The organism is Thermococcus prieurii (assembly GCF_054657655.1).
This window is the reverse complement of sequence record NZ_BAAHYH010000002.1, coordinates 803,699-823,913: the sequence shown is the minus strand read 5'-3', so window position 1 is coordinate 823,913 and position 20,215 is coordinate 803,699. Positions and strand designations below refer to the sequence as shown.

The 20,215-nt window shown below is 49.8% G+C and carries 15 protein-coding genes; 10 read left to right on the top strand and 5 right to left on the bottom strand.

Annotated features, from left to right (window positions below; translation table 11 throughout):
• Window positions 1-102 precede the first annotated feature (102 nt).
• Window positions 103-2,346 carry a methyl-accepting chemotaxis protein gene (locus ACYQ04_RS07710; RefSeq protein ID WP_460128597.1) on the top strand — a complete coding sequence of 748 codons (2,244 nt, stop codon included), beginning with the start codon at window positions 103-105 and terminating at the stop codon, window positions 2,344-2,346.
• Here the strand turns inward: ACYQ04_RS07710 and ACYQ04_RS07705 are convergent.
• The gene (locus ACYQ04_RS07705) at window positions 2,343-3,491 is read right to left on the bottom strand and encodes an MFS transporter (protein WP_460128595.1); all 1,149 of its coding nucleotides are present in this window, start codon (window positions 3,489-3,491) and stop codon (window positions 2,343-2,345) included. The two genes, ACYQ04_RS07710 and ACYQ04_RS07705, sit on opposite strands and share 4 nt — an antisense overlap.
• Window positions 3,492-3,593: 102 nt before the next feature.
• Entirely contained in the window at window positions 3,594-5,081 is a 1,488-nt protein-coding gene (locus tag ACYQ04_RS07700; RefSeq protein WP_460128593.1) for an S-layer protein, read from the bottom strand.
• Between the two features lie 55 nt (window positions 5,082-5,136).
• Between ACYQ04_RS07700 and ACYQ04_RS07695 the strand changes: the two genes are divergently transcribed.
• From ACYQ04_RS07695 to ACYQ04_RS07660, 8 genes are all read left to right on the top strand, one after another.
• Window positions 5,137-5,655, top strand: coding sequence for a DUF2391 family protein (locus ACYQ04_RS07695; RefSeq protein WP_460130058.1), 519 nt, complete (start codon window positions 5,137-5,139; stop codon window positions 5,653-5,655).
• A complete protein-coding gene (locus ACYQ04_RS07690) occupies window positions 5,656-6,681 on the top strand; it encodes a DUF3226 domain-containing protein (protein WP_460128591.1) in 1,026 nt (341 codons plus the stop codon).
• A gap of 261 nt (window positions 6,682-6,942) precedes the next feature.
• Window positions 6,943-7,431, top strand: coding sequence for a GNAT family N-acetyltransferase (locus ACYQ04_RS07685; RefSeq protein WP_460128589.1), 489 nt, complete (start codon window positions 6,943-6,945; stop codon window positions 7,429-7,431).
• Window positions 7,428-8,495 (top strand): alanine/ornithine racemase family PLP-dependent enzyme, encoded by a 1,068-nt coding sequence (locus tag ACYQ04_RS07680; protein WP_460128587.1) that lies wholly within the window; start codon window positions 7,428-7,430, stop codon window positions 8,493-8,495. The genes ACYQ04_RS07685 and ACYQ04_RS07680 overlap by 4 nt, the downstream gene beginning before the upstream one ends.
• 132 nt (window positions 8,496-8,627) lie before the next feature.
• A complete protein-coding gene (locus tag ACYQ04_RS07675) occupies window positions 8,628-9,365 on the top strand; it encodes an HAD family hydrolase (RefSeq protein WP_460128585.1) in 738 nt (245 codons plus the stop codon).
• A gap of 85 nt (window positions 9,366-9,450) precedes the next feature.
• Entirely contained in the window at window positions 9,451-10,761 is a 1,311-nt protein-coding gene (locus tag ACYQ04_RS07670; protein WP_460128583.1) for a hypothetical protein, read from the top strand.
• 3 nt (window positions 10,762-10,764) lie between these two features.
• Window positions 10,765-12,687: a hypothetical protein gene (locus tag ACYQ04_RS07665; RefSeq protein ID WP_460128580.1), complete on the top strand. Its 1,923-nt coding sequence runs from the start codon at window positions 10,765-10,767 to the stop codon at window positions 12,685-12,687.
• A gap of 60 nt (window positions 12,688-12,747) precedes the next feature.
• Window positions 12,748-13,902, top strand: coding sequence for a phosphoadenosine phosphosulfate reductase family protein (locus ACYQ04_RS07660; RefSeq protein WP_460128579.1), 1,155 nt, complete (start codon window positions 12,748-12,750; stop codon window positions 13,900-13,902).
• A 3-nt stretch (window positions 13,903-13,905) separates the two neighbouring features.
• On the opposite strand, the gene ACYQ04_RS07655 is transcribed toward ACYQ04_RS07660, so the two are convergent.
• Both ACYQ04_RS07655 and ACYQ04_RS07650 read right to left on the bottom strand, forming a co-directional pair.
• Window positions 13,906-17,835, bottom strand: a complete 3,930-nt coding sequence (locus ACYQ04_RS07655; protein WP_460128577.1) for a DNA polymerase domain-containing protein — start codon at window positions 17,833-17,835, stop codon at window positions 13,906-13,908.
• Window positions 17,832-18,101, bottom strand: coding sequence for a hypothetical protein (locus tag ACYQ04_RS07650; RefSeq protein ID WP_460128575.1), 270 nt, complete (start codon window positions 18,099-18,101; stop codon window positions 17,832-17,834). The genes ACYQ04_RS07655 and ACYQ04_RS07650 overlap by 4 nt, the downstream gene beginning before the upstream one ends.
• An 80-nt stretch (window positions 18,102-18,181) precedes the next feature.
• Between ACYQ04_RS07650 and ACYQ04_RS07645 the strand changes: the two genes are divergently transcribed.
• Window positions 18,182-19,537: an RsmB/NOP family class I SAM-dependent RNA methyltransferase gene (locus tag ACYQ04_RS07645; protein WP_460128573.1), complete on the top strand. Its 1,356-nt coding sequence runs from the start codon at window positions 18,182-18,184 to the stop codon at window positions 19,535-19,537.
• On the opposite strand, the gene ACYQ04_RS07640 is transcribed toward ACYQ04_RS07645, so the two are convergent.
• The gene (locus ACYQ04_RS07640; RefSeq protein WP_460130057.1) at window positions 19,534-20,151 is read right to left on the bottom strand and encodes a TIGR00296 family protein; all 618 of its coding nucleotides are present in this window, start codon (window positions 20,149-20,151) and stop codon (window positions 19,534-19,536) included. The genes ACYQ04_RS07645 and ACYQ04_RS07640 overlap by 4 nt on opposite strands.
• Window positions 20,152-20,215: the final 64 nt, after the last annotated feature.

The window sequence follows — 20,215 nt, the reverse complement described above, 5'->3', positions numbered from 1 at the left end:
CTGCCTCCATTTCGTGGTTCGAACCTACATGATGTCCTACACAAATCGCTTAAAAGGGCTAATTGGAAGATTTTTTCATGGTAAAAATGACGGAATGAGCGAATGGAGGGGAAGGCTTTGAGATTCAGGCAGAAGCTCTACCTGGTCCTCATCGGAACCGTCATAGTCATAATGTTACTTATGGCAACCGCTCAATTGAGGGGTATAGAGCGCATGGGCAACACCATGGAAAAGACCATGGGACCCACTATCACTGAACAAGCGGAGAAGATTGCCCTTCTCGAAAGCGAGAAGTACGCGATAACGATAGACGAAAAGCTCCGCCCCCTTCAGCTCGTGGCTGACTCTTACGCACACTCCATAGCGAGTGAGTACGCCATAGACAACTATTTACCTGGCTACACTCAGAGTCCCAACTTCTGGAACACCGTCGAGAAGAAGCTAACGGAGCTGAGGGGCTCCGAGGGAGACATAATCAACGCTTACTACGCGGACCACACGGGGAGAATAAAAATAGTACCTCCAGCGAAGCTTCCCTCCGGCTTCAACGCCACCAAATCAACTTGGTACCGAAGGGCCGCTGAGAACGGCTCGTTCTGGATGGAGCCTTACAGGGACGTAATCACGAACAGAACCGTTATAAGCTACATAACCCCAGTCGTTTACAACGGAACCGTTGAGGGCGTTCTCGGGATAGATGTTGATTTCTCATCCCTTTTCAACGAGATTATCTCAACGAGGATTGGAAAAACCGGCTACCTCTTCGTTCTGAGCCCCAACGGGACCGTCATAATACACCCCAACAAGGCCCTGATTCACAGGGTAAACGTCTTCACGAACGAGAGCTACGCGCCCCTTGCCAGTGCCATGAAGCGCGAGGGGAAGGGCGTCGTCGAGATGAAGCTCAACGGGAGACTCATGGTCCTCGCCTTCGCGAGGAGCAGGGTTACCAACTGGACTGTGGTTGCGATTGCACCGAAGGACGAGCTGATAGGCTCCCTCGTTAGTTCTCTCAACACCGCAAAGGCAGACGCGTCCAGAAACCTCCTCTTCAGCCTACTGGCTGCCTCGGTGATAGCGGTCGTCCTCGTCATAGCGGGGATTCAGTACCTCAGAAAAGCGTTGAAGCCGATAGAGGAACTCACTAACGCGGCGGAGCTGATAGCGGAGGGCAGACTCGAGGAAGCCAAAAAGGTCGTTGGTTCCATAGAATATCCATACCGTGACGATGAGATTGGGAAGCTCCTTACCGCCTTCGAAGCAATCTCTCGCGATGTTATTGGAACCCTCAACGGCGTCATCCAGAAGCTTGAACGCCTCGCCGAGGGCGACCTGAGCAATGGTTTGAGCGTCGAGGCCAGGGGAGACCTGAGGAACATAATAAGCGCCCTCCGCGAAACGTCGGCCAAGATGAGAACGCTCATAGGGAACATAAGGCGCATAGGCCTTCTCCTCGACCAGCAGGCGGGGGAGCTAGCGCAGATTGCTGAGAACGTCCGCGGCTCGATGGACCAAGTGAGCGAGGCCATAGAGCAGGTCAGCGTCGAAGCCCAGAGACAGCAGGAGAGCATCAACGAGATTACCGAGGGAATGCGCCTCGTTGCCCAGGTCACCGAAGAAACTTCAAGCATAATGGAGGAGTTTGAGAGGGCCGTTGAGGAGGTAACGAGGACGGCATCCGAGGGTGGACGGAAGGGAGACGAGGCCATACGGGACGTTGAGAGCATCAAGCGCTCGATGGACTTCATTGACGAGGCGGTGAGGGCCGTAAGTGAGATGAGCAAGAGGATAGGTGAGATAACCCAGACGATAGGGAACATCGCCGAGCAGACGAATTTGCTCGCGTTGAACGCCGCGATAGAGGCGGCACGTGCCGGGGACGCAGGAAAGGGCTTCGCGGTGGTTGCCCAGGAAATCCGCGGTCTGGCCGAGGAGAGCAAGGAGGCCGCGGAAAAGATACGCGAAATCATAGCCGAGATGGACGAGAAGGTCAGGAGGGCCGTTGAGGAAACGAAGAAGGGCGTTGACACGGTTTCAAACTCGACCGAGACTCTCAAGGAGAGCCTTGGCTACCTTGGATACATAGCGGAGATGATTGGCTCGATAGGCGAAAGGGTATCCGAGGTGAAGGAGCAGGCCGAGAGGACGAAGGAAGAAGTTGAGAAGGCCCTTAGAGCCCTTGAGAACCTCGCCGCGAGCGCTGAAGAGACAACGGCCTCTGCCGAGGAAGTCAGCTCGGCGATGCAGGAGCAGAGGGCTGAGATAGAGGCCCTAAGCGAAGAGGCCAGGAAGCTCAAGGAGATAGCGCGGGAGCTCCGCGAAAACGTGGAGCAGTTCCGCCTCTAATCCTCTTTTTTGAAGGTTTCCCAAAAGACCGCCATCGAAAGCGAGTAAAGTAGAGCCGTTATGAAGAAGGGCCATGTTAGTGAGACGTCGAAGATGAAACCTCCGATGAACTGGCCCACTCCAAAGGTGGCCGTCCAGGAGAGGTTGTTGAGCGCCATTGCGGTTGAGCGCTCCTCCTCGCTGAAGAAGCCCATCATGAAGGAGCTCCATATCGGGTTGACGATGTTCATCAGGATTGTCCTGACGGTGTAGAGGAGCGCCGCGACCGGGAAGCTTGGGGAGAGGGGCATCAGGGCAATTAAAGCGCTCGCGCTACCGTTGAAGGCCACGATGGTCTTCACACTGCCCATCCTGTCCGCGATGATTGGGAGGAGGAACGTGCCGAGACCCATTATGAACTGCTGAACCGCGAAGAGCCAGCCGATGCTCTCAAGGCTCGTCCCAAAGCGCTGATTGAACCACAGCCCAACGTAGGGTATTGCTATTCCGGCTCCGAGACCGATTAACGCCTGCGGAACCGCGAACTTCGCGATTCTCCTGAGGATTTCTCCCCGGAGCTTTATCCTCCTTCCGCCGTTGAGTACTGGTCTCGTGGGAAGGATTACCAGAAAGCGGAGGGGAATGACAAGCAGGACAAGGGCGAACGTTTCCCGGTACGTCAGCCACCGGGGGAGAACTCCGGCGATGATTAGCCCAATCGCCGAGCCGATGGTTCCGAGGGCCGAGGACAGGCTGAACAGGTAGTGCCTCTTCTCGTCGCTCACCTCTCCGCTTAGGAGGGAGGTGAAGGACGGGCTCTCAAAGGCGAGACCTATTCCAACGAGGGCACCGCCGATGGCCAGGGGCAGGAGGGAAGGAAATGCCACCTGGATAGCTCTCCCTGAGAACATCAGCCCCAGTCCGAGGAGGATTGAGCGCTTGTAGCCAAGCTTAGCGCTCAGGGGGCCTGAGAAGAGGAGTGCCAGCGCCTGTGCGAGTGTTGATGCCGAGAACACCACACCGACGTCACCGTAGGTGTAGCCGAGGGACTTCATGTAGAAGGGCAGGATGAACCACGCTATGTTCCCGCCCAGCCATGATATGAACGAGTAAACCACCAGCAACCACGCGTCCCTGGAAAAGCCCCTGTACTTCTGTAGAGACATAAACGTTTAGATGGCCGTCGAGTATATAAAGCTTGTGAGGGAAGGTAGCCGAAGGTTAAAATGGCAACGGGAAGCTGACGGCAAAGAGGAGAAAGACAAAAATCAGCCGAGAGACCTCATGAACTCCTCAACGGCCTTCGCGGTTTCGCGGTAGGTCTTCCCCGCCAGTATGACGACGTAGTAGTTCGGGTTGTATGGGTTCTTGAGCTTGGCCACTATGTAGCCCTTGCTCATGAGCTCGTTCTTGAGCTCTTTGATTTCGTCCGCGCCGTACGCCCTCTCAAGAACCTCCCAGGCCTTGTTGCTAACCCACCCTCCGATTATCACGACGTTTTTGTCCTTCGGAAGGCCGTTGTCGAGGATGTATGTGTCGTTGACTATGAGGGAGTTTACATCATTCGTCGCCGTTACCGTCGGGGCTGTCACTGAGACAGTTCTGGTAACGTACGTTGTTCTGATGAAGCGGTAGCCTTCTATCCCAACGACGTTCCCGTTGTCATCTTTTTTGTAGACGGCGGTGAACTTTAAGTTCCATCCCGGAATGGGGATGTTGATGGACGTTCCGGGCTGAAGGTAGACCTCGGGGAACTTGGGATTGCTTGCGTTCACGTGGAGGTAAATGGAGTACGTCTTCTCCTCGCTGTTAATGTGCCAGACCCACTGTCCACTGTAGACATCGCCGCTTCTGTGGGTCTCCTTCAGATGATAGTACCAGTACCGGTATATGACCGCCTTGGAGCCGCTTATCCCCGTGAAGAACTCCAAGGGATTTATGACAACGACCTCTTGAACTCCAGACTGCAGGAGGGTTTCAACTTCCTCCTTGGGAAAGGAGTCGTAGGACTTAAAGACGTCCTCGCCCGCTTCGTGGCATATCAGATAGTATTTGCCCTCGTCCATGACCTCAAGAAAAACCCCATCTGGGTAGTGGACGTCAACGAGCATCTCGTTCGTCTGCTCGTTCATGTCGTGAAAGTACAGCCAAATGCTTCCAAGGTACAGGCTAGTGCCGATATCGCTTGAGTTCTGAGTGACGTTTACGAGCCTATAAATGTACAGCGTGTTCACGTTATCGAGCTTTGTGTAAACTAAGACGTTGTACTGGTTTGAGCCAAGCGGTACCAGGCTCTGGTTGAACGTTACACTTATGCTCCCGTCCCCGAGCTCGGCGGTTCCCGAGTTGGGGTTGTAGGCTATCTTGGAGAAGTTCACAGCCAGGACTATGCCTCCGTTGCTGAGGTTTTTGGTCAGGGGCAACCCGAGGTCCGGCATGTCCCTGCTCGTAAGGATGTAGTACTGGTTCTCGTCCGGTATCACCACGCTGTGGTACTCCACGGGCACGACAACGCTCTTTGTGTACGTTTTCTCGCTTATCCCCTTTAAAACTAGAAAAGCACCGAGTCTCGCCCCAGCTATTGCATCCTCATTTATGTGGAGGGGAACTTTATTGACCACCTTCGTGGTGGGCAACACGATTATCGTGTTCGCTGAGTTGAACGAGGCTCCCGCCGTTGTTCCCAAGGTGACAACCAGCATCAGCAAAAGCCCGAGGAGCATCGAGGCTCTCTTGTGTCCCATCTCACCCACCATCACGGTTTCCACCTTCAACCTTTATTAACCCTTCCCGGAACTTTGAAGTGCGATGATGAGTGAATCCAATGCTGACGGGATGATGAGCCCCGAACCTGAGCGTGAGGTGGTGGAACTGGAGAAACTTCGAAAGAGCGTTGATGAGCTCACGAGACAGGTTGCTAAGCTCGAGGAAAAGAAAAAGCCCGACTCCCTCGGCTGGGACGACGTTGCCCAGGAGATAATTGGGGCAATAACCTTTGCGCTCCCCTTCATCTTTACAGGCGAGGTCTGGGACGTGGCAAAGGACATCTCGGTCGAGCGCTCTCTGGCGATTTTCCTAATGACGATGGGATTAGCCTACCTGTTCCTCACGAAGGCCCAGCTCGGAAACCTGAAGCGCGAGGAAATCTTCCACGTCCCCAAGAGGCTCATAACCGTCGCCCTCATCTCCTACGCCGTTTCAGCTCTCTTAATCTACCTCTTCGGCATAGACTACATAGCGCGCTTCTCCCCGCTCCAGTACTTCAACGCGACGGTCATAATAAGCACCTTCGCGGTCATAGGAGCTATAGCGGTCGACATGGTGAGGTGAATGAAAGTAGTAACCGGAAAGCGCTGGGAGGCCTTCGCCGATGAGAATACCATCCTTTTTCCCGAGTACCAAAAGAACCGAGACGAGCTGATTAACTTCGTGAACTCGCTGAAGGGCGACGAGACCATCGTCACAGCCAGTTTAGAGCTGGTAGACCTGATAGCGAACCGCTTTAGGAAGGGCGAGGAGAACGTTCTAATCTACTCGGACACCGGGAGGAGCATAACGCTCAAGGAGACCTACGAGCTGAGGAAATACCTCGACTTCGACGTTCGTGGGGGTTTCTCGGGGGAAAATGCCAAGGCGAGCGTACTCTTCGTCGAGGGGAAGACCGACGCCAAGTTCTTCAAGGCCGTCTTCAAGAAGCTCTTCGAGTTCAGGGAGAGCCGAAAGGCTCCGTACCAGTTCCGCTTCATAGAGCGCGTCTTTGAGCGCGACAACTTCGACCTCCTCGGACGGGAATCTGATGGGGTTTACCTCGCCGTTATCCCGAGCGAGGGCAACTCCGGGGTAATTAGAAACCTTGGAAACTTCCTGAAGGCCATGGATGTCTTTGATTTCAGCGTTGAAAGGCTCGGCGTTGCGGTTGACATAGACGAGAGCAGGGAAAGCGCCCTCGCCTCGATAGCGGGGAAGCTCTCGGGCTTTGAACACGGGACGACGGCGAGGGGCTACCTCGTCGGAAAAACCGAGGTGATTCCGCTCGTCATTGGACTGCCCTTCGAGGACGAGCTAATAGAGTGGAAGAAACCGACGGTTGAGGATTTGATGCTCCACCTCATCGAGCGAGAGGGACTGCTCGAGAAGGTTAGACCTGGCCTTAAAGCGCTAAACGAGAGCCTTGGGAGGAAGCTCAAGCCCAAGGAAGTGATGTACCTCGCTCTATCTGCCTACGGCCACTGGGGCAACCTTGAGGGCTTCTACGAGCTGTTCGTCATGCGCTCCCGGTTCAGGAACCTCAAGGCCGTTCTTAGGGAAGCCGGGCTCATGGAGGGCCTCAGATACCTCGCATTCTCAGAGCGCTGAATTTTATGAAATAATTTTGTTACTTCATTAATTTGATTAATTTTACCCTACTCTTTCACTTATAACTGTGGTATTATGTTAATATTTAGCCACTTATTTGGATTAAATGGAATATAATTTGCCAAATAATAGGATATTTAGAGTTACTATTTTGTAATTTTATCACATTTGTCCCCGACCGAAAAATACTTAAGTGTTGCGACATAATAGTACATTGAGTAAACAATATTACTTAAAAACATTGTAAATAGGGGTGTATGCATGGCAGAGGTAGTCAAAAGTGCGTATGTTACGGAGGAGTACGAGAACAAGGGAAGGACAATTGTAGTTCTGCGCGGTCCGGCTATGATTCCACTTGACATTGAGACGTTTGTGGATACCCTCGACGAATGGCTTGGAGAGTTCAGTGACCCAAAAAACGAGATTCTTGAGGCAGTGTACAACGCGTTAGCTAAGGGGTTCATACTTCTGGCGTATGAAGAGGGCGAACTCGCCGGGATAGCGGTGGTATCAAGGATATGCTTTGAAACTTTCTTCCCGAGGTACCACCTCTCGTACATAGCAACAAAGCCGGAGTTCAGGGGAAGAGGAATTGGAACGATGCTCCTTGAAAAGGTGAAGGAAGTAACCGGGGGTGATTTTTCACTCCACGTTGACGTTAAGAACACCAATGCCATCAGGCTCTACGAGAAGGTTGGAATGAAAAAGAAGTACTACAGAATGCTTTATCGCGGGGGAACCACCGAATGAGTGAGTATCCCCGCCTGGTTGTAAACTTGAGAAAAATCAAAGAGAACACACGAACCATTGTTCAGCTCGCCAAAAGACATGGAATGAGCGTTGCAGGTGTTACAAAGGGGGTCTGCGGAAGCCCGGAAGTTGGGAAGGCCATGTTGGAGGGAGGAGCCTCATTTCTGGCGGATTCAAGGATTGAAAACGTCAAAAGGCTTCGAGAGGCCGGTATAAATGCCCCCATCCTGCTTCTTAGACCCCCAATGATTAGCGAAGTGGACGACGTCGTTGAGTACACTGACATGTCCTTAAACACCGAGCTCAAGACCCTCCGTAAGCTTTCAGAAGTCGCGCTCGAACAGGGAACGACTCATAACGTGGTTCTTCTGGTCGAGATGGGCGAGAGGCGCGATGGAATCTGCAGGAATGACCTTGAGAACTTCATTGACACTGCCACAAGCTATGATGGCATTGAGATAAAGGGACTGGCCATGAACCTGGCGTGTCTGACAGGGGTTATACCGACTGAGGACAAGATACACGAATTTGACTCGATAGTGAATCGAATTGAAGATAAATTTGGAATAAGGTTTGAGCTAATCAGCGGGGGAAACTCCGCAAACATACCCCTCCTGCTGGATGAACATCCGGATTCGAGGATAAACAACCTCCGTATCGGGGAAGCAATCTTGCTCGGGCACGACGCCGTTTATCGACGTCGGATTCCCGGAACTCATAGTGATGCATTTGTCTTAGAGGCAGAGGCAATCGAGGTTCGAAGGAAACCGTCCCTACCACAGGGGCAACTCGGAGAGAACGCATTCGGTGAAACACCGAAATTCAAAAATCTCGGCACGATTAGAAGGGCAATCCTCGCGGTGGGACGGCAGGACGTTGACCCAGAAGGCCTAAAGTCACCAGATGAAGTGAAGATCCTGTGGAGTAGCAGTGACCATATGGTTGTCTATAACATCCCCAGAAAGTCCAGTGTAGGAGACAGGTTTGCATTTGTAATACGGAGTTATGGTGCACTATTACGTGCGTTTACAAGTCCATACGTGAGGAAGGAATTTGTACATTGAGCTATATCTATAGAGTGTATCGTCCTTTTGACTTGCATTTCTTTTTGTTTTGGTCCTTCTGACTATCCTAATTTATGTATATCACAAAAGAACTTTAAACCACGTATGTTGTACTATGGGGAGGTGATAAAGGTGAAGCTCGTCTCATTCGACGTCTGGAACACCCTCCTCGACATAGAGGTCATGCTCGACGCCCTCACGGTGGAGCTGACGAAGCTCATGGGGGCATGCATACTCGACGTGGCAGAGGGAATAATGCTGACGCGCGAGAGGATAAAGGCCATGCGCGCCAGGGGAGAGGGCGACCCGAGGCGAGCCTTAGAGGAGAGCCAGGAGATGCTTGCTGAGCTTCTCGGAATAGACGTCGAGCTGGTGAAGAGAGCAGGGGCGAGAGCGGTTCTCAGGGTCGATGAGGCGATAGTGCTCCCCGGAGCCAAAAAGGCTCTTGAGGGCGTCAAGCGGAAGGGCCTGAAGGTCACCGTCACGGGCAACGTGATGTTCTGGCCGGGTTCCTACACAAGGCTTCTCCTTGAGCGCTTCGGGCTCATGAACTACATCGACAAAACCTTCTTCGCCGACGAGGTTCTCGCTTACAAACCCCTGCCCGAGATGTTCAGAAAACCGCTGGAGACCTTCAACGTGAAGCCTGAGGAGGCCATACACATCGGCGACACGAAGGCGGAGGACTTTGAGGGAGCTCTAAAAGCGGGCCTCTGGGCTGTCTGGATTAATCCAGAAGCTGAAGGCGTGAGGAGAATCCACGAGAGGGGCTTCGAGGTGCCGAGCGTCGAGGGGATTTTAGAGGTTCTGGAGAATATCTGTTGTATTTATACAAAAACATCATGTAACATTAACTATCGAAAACCTTAAATTTCTCTTTCTCCATAGTTTTTACTAAACTCCAAATATGTGTACTCTCAGCTTCATAAGAACTAAGACTGAAAGGTGTTGCATGATGAGAAAAGGTTGGAGATTAGGAGAACTTTCTAAAAATCTCGAAGAAATACTAAAAATTAGGGAACTACGTGATCAATACACTGGGGTCAGTGATCCCGAGTACGAAGAATTTAGAAAAGAAGAACCTACAGACACTGGAGGGGTAGTTGCTGAGTTTTTGGCAGAGCCGGGGAGTGCTGGTAATATAATAGACTTTAGAGGAAGCAGTAATGATAGAATTTATTTTTTCTCTGATGGTTCTGTAAGAACTAAAAAGGTTAAGGAGTTCAACTATATTGATCGAGCAGGATTTGTCAATGTAGTTCCAATCGTTCTCGGACAAGTGGGCATGGCTATAGTTGAAATCCGCCACTATCCCCGGACTGTTTATCAAGAAACAAGATTCGTAATTCTTGCCCCATTCAGACTAATGTACACTGAAAAAGAATACAAACGGCTATTGGATAGCTATGGCGCAGACTATGATTCCAATTGCGTGTTTAAGTCAGCTAGTATCCCCCTAGAGAAGCTCGGATATGAAGCACATAAAATAAAGTTGGACTTAATAGACAACACTGTGGGAACAGATAGAGACAAAATACCTCCCCAAGCTGGAAGTGGTGAGTGTATCTATTATGATCTCTCCAATGCCGAAGTCACTTTAGAAAAATTACGAGCTCTCTCCTCTAGAAAAGCGAAGTATCGCATGAACAAACTAGAATGGGAGGGAATAGTAAACTTTCTTCACTCATATCTTTCTGACGGCCAGGTATTGCCCAAATATTCTCTGGCAAAAGATGGTACATTGTTTGATATAATCAAATCCCGACCATCAAATATAAATTACCTAAGATACTTAGTTGGAATTAGCAAATCGTTTTCATTGCGTCCAATCTATGAAATACGACAAAAATATAACGTCCCAATGATGAGGGTGTTGCAAAATCTCAAAGAAGGCCAGAGAACTAGAGCATTTATACTTAATATCGACAGAGATTTTGTAATATTTTGGTATATGCGACTTAGAGAGCCTATAGGTCGCAATGCTGAATTGATTTCAGTAGGTGACCGATTCAATGGCTTGGTAAAAGTAGAGATATACCTTCCTGAGGCCAAAATTGAAGAGGTGAGAAAGAACAAGTCAATTACTAAATTATACAATATTATCTCTGCAAGGGTATACAACTCACGATTCCCGATTCCTTACAGAGATCGGCGGTGGCTTTCATCATTGTATCCAACATTTTTATGTGAGGAGGTCATCAAATCCGCATTTCTCTCTAACTTTTCATTAGCTCAAATTCTCGAAAACATATTTAGGGGGTTGTAAGGGATGGAGACAAAAGAAACTGCCCATGTGGGAATTGAAGAAAAGAAAAATATAAAGAAGAAACTCAAAGAGCCCACTGGAGTTGATAACAAAGAAAAACCGATTGGAAGAGTTTCTGCTACCGAGACTGACCCGAATACCTCGGATGACTTTAAGTTTTGGTTAGATCCAGATGTGGAGATATCTCCCACAGACATTGTTGAAGTCAGAACTGAGACAGGAAAAGTATTCGGCATTATAGACAATATCTCCCAATATTCTGACAGCAAACACCATATAGAAAATTTCGTATCCAGCAATTTTGGAGATACAGGCCAACTAGGAAATGAGATGAGACTACAAACTAATGTTGCTCATGCACTAGTCCTAAAAAGCACAAGTAATAGATATATGCCAGTTCCTTTACATGCCCCAGTACATTTCATATCGCCTGACAGTATAGATGTAGCTTTAGGAATTGATGAAATTAAGAGCGAAAAGCCAGAGAAGATAATACCTGCCGGGATTATTGAACTCTCTACTGGCCAAAAATTCCCGGCACATATTGACGTTGAATACCTATTAGGTCCAGAAGGCGCTCACTTGAACATTACAGGAATTTCCGGATTGGCTACCAAAACCTCGTACTTAATGTTTCTACTAAAAGTCTTACAAGAAAAACTTGAAGATGAAAATGTTGCATTCATAGTGTTTAACGTGAAAGAAAAAGATCTTCTTCACATAGACGAACCCCCAACGAATCTAAGTGACCAAGATCGTGAAATGTACAGCATACTAGAAATCTCCTCAACACCATTTAGAAATGTAACATACTTCGTTCCATATGGATATTTCTCTGCGAGTAGATCCCAGCGATCTTCCTTAGGGTACAACATTCTGTCCGATTCATCTAATCGTAGACCCAACACATTTGAACAAAGTGTAAGTTTCCACCAAAAACCAAATGTGAAGTATTATAGCTACACATTAGAGGCACTATGGCAGAGATTCGAGTATGTCTTTAGCCTCTTAGATTTAAATGAATCTGATGCTTTATTTAACTTAATACGTGATGTAAAAGAAGACATTGAACCCCCATCTTACTCTAACCCACGTAGACCGTCACTAAATATAAAAGATAAACAAAATAATAGAACAGTAACTAATACTTTTCCGGTCAACACCTTTAATGATTTACTCTCCGCAATATACAATGCGTGTAATTCATCCCACGGGCAACCATACAGAGGGTATGATCGTAGAACATTATGTAGATTCATGAGATATTTACGACAGTATCTCGTTGTCAGGAATACCGGCATATTCACAGACAATCCGACAGTTAAGGAATTCAACTTAAGAGATTATGTTTATGCTATTAGACCAAAAGATGTCTATGTTATTGACATAGCAAAACTTGCAGATCACGAAAAGGCTGTTGTCGTTGGTGATGTGATATCTTCAATATACCAGTTATTCTCAGGGGAGATTACCTACAGGGACATTTCTCCAAGAGTAAAAGAGGAAAAAATGAGTGATTTTGGAATAGAATCTGAAGAGGAACCTGTAGATGAACCTATCAGACCCTCAAAGGTCGTCATAGTAATTGACGAGTTGAACAAATATGCTCCAAAATCAGGAAGAGGGTCTCCTGTGCTAGGACATTTACTAGAAATATCCGAAAGAGGAAGATCTCTGGGGATAATCCTCTTTGGGGCTGAACAATTTGCAAGTCAGATTCATCCGAGAATTCTAGGGAACGCGGCAAACAGAATAATAGGAAGAACTGACACAACAGAATTAAAAGATGAAGCGTATAGATTCTTGCCCCAAGGCATAAAGAATCTAATCCCTAGACTTGAAAAAGGGGAGCTGATATTGCACCATCCCTTATACAGGCAGCCAGTAAAGATTAAGTTCCCGCGACCCCCGTATAAACAGAGGTAATAAATACTGTTCCGTTCCTCTTTTTTCTTTCTTAAACTACCACATAGTGGGGTGATACCAATGGAAAGTCTGAGTCGCGAAGATATGGTTGATAAACGGTTAGAAATTGCATATTCTATTATAGTCAGAGAATTCGAGGAAACTTTTACTCCTTTATTAGTTGAAATCAACGAGTTACCCAAGACACTAGGTATATCATTTGAAGAACTAGACCTTTTAAAGTCTAAACATCAAATAAGATATGTTCTAAACACCACAAAGGTGCTATTACAACCAAAAGAACCCCCAAAACTAAAAGTTGATAAGACGGCTAAAATAAGGAGATTAAAAAAATTAAATCATCTATTATCTAATATTTCAAAACTTTCTCTTGATGAAAAGGTAGAAATATCCCTTAAAATCATCAGGAAGTCTCTTGCCTATTCAAAAAATCCTGCAGTTGCATTTAGCGGAGGAAAAGATAGTATTGTCGTGCTTCATTTAGTGAGACAATTAATGCCAAATATTCTTGTGATATTTGATAATACAGGTGTTGAATTTCCTGAGACAATTAGATACATAAAAACCTTAGCCAAAGACTGGAACCTAAATCTAGTAGAAGTTAGACCAGACACAAGTTTTTGGAAAATAATTTCCAAAAAAGGGTATCCAATTGGAGGCAGAGGGAGTCAATTTTTCATGAAGAAGATGCAAGAAGATACAGGGATAAAAATTGGGAATAAATGTTGCTATGAATTAAAAGAAAAACCAGTAAAAAGACTAGTTAAAGAAAAGGAAATAGATCTTATATTTGTTGGGAATCGCGTTCATGAAAGTGTGATGAGAAAGTTTAACTTAGCGGATTTTGGAGCTATCCGTTTTTCTTCGGTATATAATACGGTGATAAGTTGGCCAATATTCTTCTTCACTGAAAAAGATGTGTGGGAATATATAAAAAGGCACGACCTTCCTATAAATCCGCTTTATAATATGGGATATAAGCGAGTTGGATGTTGGGCTTGTATGCAGGATATATTCCACAAGGATAGTCGTATCTTAGATCTAAGGAAGAACCACTACAAGCTATACATGTATCTGATTAGAAACTATGGGGAGGATATTATAACCATCTTAAAATACAAAACTGGGCCAGACAATCCTGTGGTGAAACTATTAGAAAGCGATCTAAACAATATAAAAAAGTATAAAAATAGTAGGAGCAAAGATGATTCTTAAAGTTTAATTTACCTTCAGCCACGCGCCCAAGCCGACCTGCTTCGTCTTCTGATACCTTAAGTCTTCCTTCCGGTAGCCGAAGGCCTTTAGAATCCTCTCGACAGCGGGAAGAACCTGGTTCTCGATGTAGTACTCCGCATCGTAGCGGTGCTTCGTCGGGTCGAACTCGTCGAAGGGAATCGCCCTGTCGCCTATCCTTCCAGAGCCCTTTAGGACGATGTAGCTTATCACCGTGCCGGGTCGGATTTTCACTCCACGCGCCGCGAGCCTCTTCGCCACGGCAACGTGCGGACCTGTTGCCTTGTATTCCCTCAAATCGCGCGTTATCTGCTCGTGGATTACCAGCTTCTCGGGCGGAACCTCGTACTTGCTCAGCTTTTCCGTCACTTCCTTGACTATCCTGACGGCTTCTTCAACGTCACCGTGCTTGAGTATCGCCTCGAGAACTCTCGCCTGCGTCTCCTTCGCTATCTCGCTCCAGTCGCGCCTTACAATCTCCAGCCCGCGCGTTGTTATCTTGCCCTCCTCGTCTATCACAGCGTACTTCTTCTTCGTGACGAAGAACCCCCTCACGTAGAAGCCTTCGTACTCAAGTTCGAGCAGGCCGGGCAGTTTCGCGTTGATGTACTTGAGGAACTCCTTGGCCTTCTTCTTCACGGTCTCGGCGTCGGCTCCGGGGATTGTTGCAAAAAATCCATCTGTGTCCGCGTAGAGCACTTTAAAGCCGAATTTCTCCTCTATTTCGCGGATGGTGGTTTCTATGTACTCCCTTCCCCATGCCGTAACGCTCTCAGCGCACTCCCTGCAGTACCACCGGGCCTTGGCGTAGCCGTAGTAGCCGTAGTAACTGTTGTGCGCGTAGAGGAGTCCAAAGCCAGCCAAAAAGTTCTCGTCTTCCTCAACGCTCAGGTCGTAGACGTGGCCCTCATAGTGCCTCTTTTTGACTTCCACGACCTTGTCTAGGACGATGTCCCCATTGATTAGCCATTCTATTCTCTTGGCCTTCTCCCCGTCGAGTCTTCCGTCATCAACGAGCTCCCGGAACTTTTCGTAGCTCATGTTCTTCTGGAAGACCTTACCGAACGTTTCCTCAAGCACTTCCTTCGGAATAACGTGGGAATAATAGGTGTTCTTTTTCTTTTTGTAGTCCGTGAACGGAAGCTCCTCGTTCACATAGACCCTGTAAACTCCGCTGTCGTATCTAAGCTTGATGGCAGAGACGCCGAGGGAGTTGAGGAGAAGGACCAGGCCGTTCGCTAGGAGCTCGCTCTTTGTCGAAAGGCGAACCCTCTTGTCCGGGTGAACGTCGCCGTCACCGATGAAGTATCCCTCAAGGAATGCCCAGCGCACGCTTTCGGGGGAGGTGAAAATTACCTCTGGAACCCGCTTGTTCTCCGCTAAAGTCCCGCAGAGAGCCTCAAAGATAATGCACGCCATTTTCTTTGGAATCTCGACGTAGTTCTTCCCACGTCTCACCTTTCCAAAGAACCTTTCTGAGAGACGCTCCATGTCGTCGAGAACGCTCTCATCGTTGTTGTAAAGCTTAACGGAATAACTCCAGCCGTTCTTCTGGTTCCTCTGCTTGCCCGCGTAGCCCTCGCTCACGTAGTAGCCAAGGAGCTTTGCGAAGTTCTCATCGACCTCTATAAACGGGCTCATCCTAAAGCCGTTTCTGGTTCCAATTTTCCACTCCTTCAGCTCCTCCTCAGGCATGAGCGCTATAACGTCTCTAACGGCGTTGAATTCGATGAGATACTCCCTTCTATTGCGGTTGTATCTGACAGCTTCCACCAAGCCCTCGTAGAGAGCCCTGTACTTTTTGAGCCCTTCCCCGTCGATGATTTCGTAGCCAATTTTCCTGAGTTTTACGTATCCGAGCTTCTCCAGGTGCTTCAAGTAGCGCCTCGCAGTTCTCGGCCTCTTTTCCTCGCCGAAAATCCAGCGGAGGGTTCTGAGCATTCCCTTGAAGAAGTTCTTTCTGCCTCTCGTCGGAATCGTCAGTACTATGTCCCCCGTTTCTTCCTCCGGCAGTTCGAGAAGTAGTTGGACAATGTTCAACGTTTCCTTTCTTTCGGGCAGGTGCACGCGCTTTGGAACCGCGAGGAGGTCTCCGGCTCTGATTTCCCCTCCAGTTACTTCGGCCAGCTTTCCATTCCTGTAGGCAAAGAGGCTGTGGCCCTCTGTTACGGTTATTCTCCTGCCTGAGCTTAGGGTTATCTCGTAGACGTTTCCAGAATAGCGATGCCTTATCAGGGCTTTCACGGGCATTAGGCGGGCTCTCTTCGTCTTCCTGTCAAATGAAACCACACGAATTCCGCTAATTTCAAGAACCTCAGTGTCCCCGTCTTTTTTGACCCTCTCTTCCTCGCCTTCCACAAGTCCATCCACGAACTCACCAATCCTAACGAGCTTGACCCTCCCCTTCTCAACTACAGGAATCCACTCTTCTGGCAGGAGGCTGTTGGCCAGGATTTTGATAGCGCGTTGCCTGTAATCGAGGAGCTTCTTCTCCAGCGGGTCAACCGTTGCCTTCATCTTCCGCTTTATCTTCTGCCTCTCCTCGAGCAAATCTCCCAGGAGGCTCGGTATGAAGCCGGGGAAGTCCTTACAGAACTTGTGTCCAACCTCAGGGGCGACGTCGTACTCTTTACAGCCCTCGCGGTTGAGGGTATCCGGCGAGACGTTGTGGGTTATGATTATTGAGGGGTACAGGCTCATGAAATCCAAATACACAATATTGTCCCATAATCCTCGCTCTGGTTCTTTAACGTATCCCCCCGCGTAGCCCCCGCGCCGTCTCGCGAGCTCCCTCTCGTCGGGCTTGTTTGGGGCCAGTTCGTTCCTCTCGTAGGCCTTCCGCAGGAGGAACCACTCAACTAAATTTCCGGTGCTCGAGCGCGAGACGTCCCAGAGGCTCTGACCTATAAGGCGGGAGAGCTGAGCTTCCATCGGGAAGAACTCCCTTCCCAGCTCGTAGGTTACTTTCGCGTCCTCCATCGAGTATTTTGCAACCCTTTCAAGGCCCTCCCCGCTCTCCCAGGCCTGCGCTATCTCTTCGGCGTAAACCTTCTCCTTTGGGGTGCCAAAGACAGCCTCGTAAACGGCCTCAAGGGTGTAGGTCGGGAGGTTTATGGTGTGCCTTATGACGGGATAGAGGTCGAAGTGAATCCTGCCCTTCACCTCGACGGCAAAGCGGTCGCCCATTCGCTGTATCTTCGGCTCGCTCCCGTCCCTGCCGAGTGTGAACTTTATTCCAAGCTTCTCACAGCGCTTCTTCAGGTAGGCGAAGTCGAAGTTGTCGCCGTTGTAGGTGATGAGCACGTCGGGGTCCTTCTCCCTGACGACGCGGAGGAAGCGCTTAATCATCTCCTTCTCGGTCGAGACGACGTCCACATAAGGCAGGTCAATCTTCTTCCAGGTTATGACCCTCGCCCCGTTCTCGTCGGCGTAGCTTATCATGAGGATCGGGCCCTCGGCGAACTCCTCGCCTTCGTGATAGAGCGTTTCGATGTCGAAGGCGAGCATCGTGAGCTCCTCGTCGCCCTCCATCGGGATTAAGCCTTTGTCGATGAGGTAGCGCTTGGCGAAGGGTATGTCGTACTCGTAGATATCAACGACGGCGGGGTGGGCGCGTATCTTGTCTCGAATCGCCGGGACGTCCTGAGGATGGTTGAAGTAGAGCTTCCAGACCTCTATCGGCCTGCCGAGGAACTTCTTCTGCACCTTCTCGGCGCGCTTCACCCTGACGACCGTCCCGTGCCTCTTTGCCGTTACTTTCTTAACGTCCTCTATCACCGAATCGTCCTTCAGAAGGGCGTAGAAGTAGGGCTCGAAGGTTCTGTCGTACTCGATTTTAAACTCGCCTTTCTCCTTCTTGAAGACCCTTATCACGGGCTTCCCGTTCTCGGTGATGTAGTCGGTATCGAGAATCATGACAACTCACCACGCAGGTTGTTCAAAATCCAGTGGGCGCTCTCACGCTCAAGCCTCGCCTCCTCCTCATCGAGAAGGGAGTACTCAACGCCTAACTTGTCGAGGAGAAATGCAAGTTCATCTAACCTCATATCGAGCAACTCTGCGGCTTTCTCAAACGTTATCTGGTGGCTTACGAGCAGTCTAATCACCTTTAGGAAGCGCTCTTTCTCACGGTAATCTTTGAACAGGGGAAAGTTGAAGACGAGCCTGTCAACCTCTTCCATGCTCCCACCGTTATGAAATTGCACTCGGAACTAATAAACCTCACCGCCACCTTTTTAAAGCGCCCCGCGAAGGGCCGAGCATGGAGCTGTTTTACAGGGTGAGCTTTCAGGAGGTCGTTGCGGACGCTTTGAGCTTAGTTGAGGAGCGTGAGCTCTCCTCCAAGCACGCCCTTGAGCGGGTCTTCCGGAAGGTTGCCGGAAAGGACAGGGAGAAGGCTCGCGGACTGGCTCACGCCTACGTCTTCGAGATTGAGAAGTGGAGGGGGAAAATAGACTTCATCATAAACTCCGTGCTGAAGGGTTCGAGGGTGGAAGACCTTGACCCCTATCTCGCTAATCTCCTCCGAATTGGAACCTTTGAAATCCACTTCCGGAAGGTCCCTCCCGCCATAGCTACCGACTCCGTCGTGAGGGTCGTCAAGGAGCGCTTTGACTTCAGCCGGGCGAAGTTCGTCAACGCGCTGATGCACTCGATAGAGAAGTTCGACGTGGAGAGGGCCTTGAGACGGCTCAAGGAGAGGGATAGGATTGAGTGGCTCTCGGTTCGCTTCTCCCACCCGCGCTGGTACGTTGAGTACGTGATAGAGCTTTTAGGCTACGACGAAGCCGTTCGCTTACTCCTCAGCAACAACAGGCCTCAGAGATACTACGTTCGCGCGAACACGCTCAAGACCGACGTAGATTCCCTCCGCGATTACCTTGAGGAGAACGGTGTGAGGACGGCCCTAACACCAGTTCCGGACGTTCTGAAGGTCCTCGACTACAAGACGCCGGTGACGAGGCTTGGCTGGTATAAAGAGGGGAAGTTCGTCATTCAGGATTTAGCGAGCGCTTACGTCGCCCACGTTCTCAGTCCGAAGCCGGGTGAGAGGGTTCTTGATTTGGCCGCCGCCCCAGGTTCAAAAACCTTCCACGCCGCCGCATTAATGGAAAACAAAGGCGAGATAGTCGCAGTGGACTACTCCTATGACAGGCTCATGCGCATGAAGGAGAAGATGAAGCTTTTAGGAATCAAAAACGTCAAGCTGGTTCACGCGGACGGGCAGAGCTTTAGGGATAAGGCCAAGTTCGATAAGATAATCCTCGACGCCCCGTGCTCAAGCTCCGGAACCTACCGGCAGTTCCCTGAAGTGAAGTGGCGCTTCGACGGGAACAAGATTAAGCGCATAATAAGCGTCCAGAGGAACATGCTCCGCAACGCCTATGAGAACCTGCGCGACGGCGGTGAGATGACCTACTCGACGTGCTCGATTAGGATTGATGAAGACGAGGAGAACGTCCTCTTCGCCGTCGAGAGGGTTGGACTGGAGGTAATCCCCTACGATTTCAGCTGGGGCGATAAAGGCTTCCTCGAAATCGGCGACAAGGTCTTCCGCGCGTGGACGCACAGGCACGACTGCAACAGCTTCTTCATAGCGAAGATGAGAAAGGGTTAAACCAACGGCTTCCTCCTCACCGGTCCCCTCGGGTACTCCTCCTCGAAAATCTCAGCGGTGAAGCGGTAGACCTTCGTGCCCGGGTCGAGCCAGCAGTCCGGTGGAAGACCGGCCTTCCAGCAGGTTTGAGCTAAGAACTCCTCCTCGTCCCAGCCCCACTCTATGGGCACCTGCGGGAGCAGTAAGCCCGAGTATATGCCCTTCTCGATTATTAGACCATCTCTGCCGACCTTTATCTTCCCCGGCCTCTCCTTGGGTGGACCCTCCACCGGCTCCGGCGGAGTCAGGACGCTGACCTCCACCACCAAATCGTCAAGTTCGCTCTCCCTAACCGGCGGGAAGCGCGGGTCTTCCACAGCCGCGTGGATTGCCGCCTTAATCGTCGCCTCGACCAGCGGGTAAATCGGCAGGGGGAAGCCTATGCATCCGCGAAGCGCCATCTGTGGCGGGGCGTTGTAGCGGTTGAGGGTCACGAAGACGCCCATTTTTTCCCAGAGCTCTGGTGGGGTGTCCTCTGGAGGTTCGATGACCCTTCTGTTCCTCACATACTCCTCGATTGCTTTCCTCGCGAGCTTAACCAAGAACTCGCCCCACTCGTCCTTAATCCTGTACATGGTTCCCACCCGTTAAAATTACCTCTCGTTAGTTTATTAACCTATCGCAACCCTTAAATTACTT